General features: G+C 75.5%; 1 protein-coding gene and 1 pseudogene. Both read right to left on the bottom strand.

Annotated elements, in window-relative coordinates; all coding sequences use genetic code 11:
- Nucleotides 1–550: PE family protein (locus tag AWC27_RS14715; RefSeq protein ID WP_139837008.1), on the bottom strand; the 550-nt coding region annotated here is incomplete at its 3' end.
- Between the two features lie 1,076 nt (nucleotides 551–1,626).
- Nucleotides 1,627–1,836, bottom strand: a pseudogene (locus tag AWC27_RS33205) (PGRS repeat-containing protein); the annotation flags it as partial.
- Nucleotides 1,837–2,432 lie beyond the last annotated feature (596 nt).

Here is a 2,432-nt window from a genome sequence, read left to right as displayed (position 1 = left end):
CGCCGGCACCCGTAGTGCCGGCCCCGCCGGCGCCACCGGCGCCGCCGCTGCCGAGGAACCCGCCGGCCCCGCCATTGCCGCCGGCGCCACCCTGGGTGCCGGCCTTGCCCGACCCGCCGGCGCCGCCGTTACCGATCAACCATCCAGCGTCCGTCCCGTTCTGGCCGGTCCCCGGGGCGCCGTTGGTGCCGTTACCGATCAGCGGGCGCCCGGTGGCCGCCAGGACTTGACCGTTGACCATGTCGAGCACGCCCTGCAGCGGGGACGTGTTGGCCGCCTCCGCGGCCGCGAACATCGCTGCACCCGAGTTCATCGCCTGGGTGAATTGCAGATGAAACGCGGCCGCCTCGGCAGTCATGGCCTGATAGGCCTGGCCGTGTCCGGAAAACAGCGCAGCTATGGCCGCCGACACCTCGTCTTGGGCGGCAGCCAGCACCGACGTGGTCCGCACCGCCGCCGCGGCGTTCGCCGCATTCAACGCCGACCCGATGCTGTCCAGATCGGTCGCGGCCGCCCCCAGCATCTCGGGGACTACTACTAGATGCGACATGGTTGTCCTCCCGAAGGAATTTCTTGTGGAGTTGGGATGAGGATGCGGCGGGGAACTTCGGTCACCCGAGACGCGCGGACGAGCTACGACCGCCCGGTGTTTCCGTTCTCGCCGAGTAGCTGCCCGCCGGTGCCGCCGGTTCCGGGTGTTCCGGGCGGCGTGCCGGCTCCGCCATTGCCGCCGTTACCGCCGTCGCCGATCGACACCGCGTTGCCGCCGTTGCCGCCGTTTCCGCCCTTGCTGCCGGTACTGCCTCCGCCGGCGCCGCCGGCACCGCCGTTGCCGATCACCCCGGCCGAGCCACCGTTGCCGCCGTTGGCACCGGGATCGCCCTGATGCGGAGCGCCTCCGGCACCGCCGGCGCCGCCGGAGCCGATGAGCATGCCGCCGTTGCCGCCGTTGCCGCCGGCCGCGGCGGTAAATCCGCCGCCGCCCCCGGCGCCGCCGGCCCCGCCGTCACCGAAGAACATGCCGCCGTTGCCGCCGTTGCCGCCCGCTCCGGCGTTGAGGACGCCGTTGTTGTTCCCGCCTGCGCCGCCCGTGCCACCCGCGGCGCCGAGGCTGAACATGCCGGCGTTGCCGCCGTTCCCGCCTGCGCCGGCCTTGGATTGGCCGAATCCGCCGGCACCGCCGTTACCGCCTCCGCCGAACAGCCCGCCGTCGCCGCCGGCCCCGCCGGCGCCGCTGGTGCCGTTGAGGCTGCTGCCTCCGCCGGCCCCGCCGGCTCCACCGCTGGAGAACATCTGTCCGGTGCCGCCTGTCCCGCCGGTCCCACCGGCTCCGCCGAACCCGCCGTCACCGCCGGCCCCGCCGCTGGCGAAGATCCCGCCGGTGCCGCCGGCCCCGCCGGCCCCACCCTTGCCGGTGCTGTTTGCCCCGGGGGTGAAGGAGACGGCGCCGTTGCCGCCGTGCCCGGCGGCCCCGGCGAGCATGCCGGCGTTCCCACCGGCCCCGCCGGCCCCGCCGTTGTTCGCACCCGGTGCCCGTCCACCGACTCCGCCGTTTCCGCCCGAGCCGAACATTCCGCCATTTCCGCCAGCGCCGCCCGCGCCACCGTTGCCGGTCGCCGACGCGCCACCGGCGCCACCGGCGCCGCCGGCGCCGAACAGTCCTCCGCCGGCCCCGCCGTGCCCACCGGTGGCGCCGGCCGCACCGGAACCGCCGACCCCGCCGTTGCCGAACAAGAGCCCGCCGTCCCCGCCCGCGGTCCCGGTCCCGGCGGCACCGTTGGCGCCGTTTCCGATCAGCGGGTGGCCGGTAGCTGCCAGGATGGGTGCGTTGAGTGCGTTGATCGCTTGTTGCTGCATGATGTGCAGCGGGTTCGCGCTCGCCGGAGCGTTGAAGCCGTCCAGGCCCAACAGTTGACCGCTGATGCCGCCGGCGCCCAGCGCGCCCTTGGTCGCGCCGAGACCGCCGTTGCCGCCGTTGCCGCCGTCGCCGATCAGCACACCGTTGCCACCGGCTCCGCCGGCACCTCCGGTGCTGCCGGTGGCGGCTTGGCCGGTGCCGCCGCTGCCACCGTTACCGCCGCTGCCGATCAGCCCCGAGCTGCCGCCGGCGCCGCCGGCGCCACCCAGCTTGGTCAGGCCGTCACCACCGGCGCCGCCCGCGCCGCCGGAGCCGACGAGCATGCCGGCGTTACCGCCGGCCCCACCTTTGCCGCCATTCGTAGGGCCGAACCCGCCGTCGCCGCCGGTCCCGCCTTCGCCGAAGAACATGCCCGCATTGCCGCCGGCGCCGCCGGCCCCCCCGTTTCCGGTCGCCGGGGTGATGCTTTCGCCGCCGGTGCCGCCGGCACCACCGGCTCCGAGGCTGAGCAATCCGGCGTTGCCGCCGGCGCCGCCGGCCCCGCCGAGCCCGCCGGTGAAGCCGTGTTGCTCGG

Origin of the sequence: Mycobacterium szulgai, assembly GCF_002116635.1 — a bacterium.
GTDB lineage: Bacteria > Actinomycetota > Actinomycetes > Mycobacteriales > Mycobacteriaceae > Mycobacterium > Mycobacterium szulgai.
Note: the sequence above shows the minus strand (reverse complement) of the source record. Positions and strands in the feature narration are given on the sequence as shown.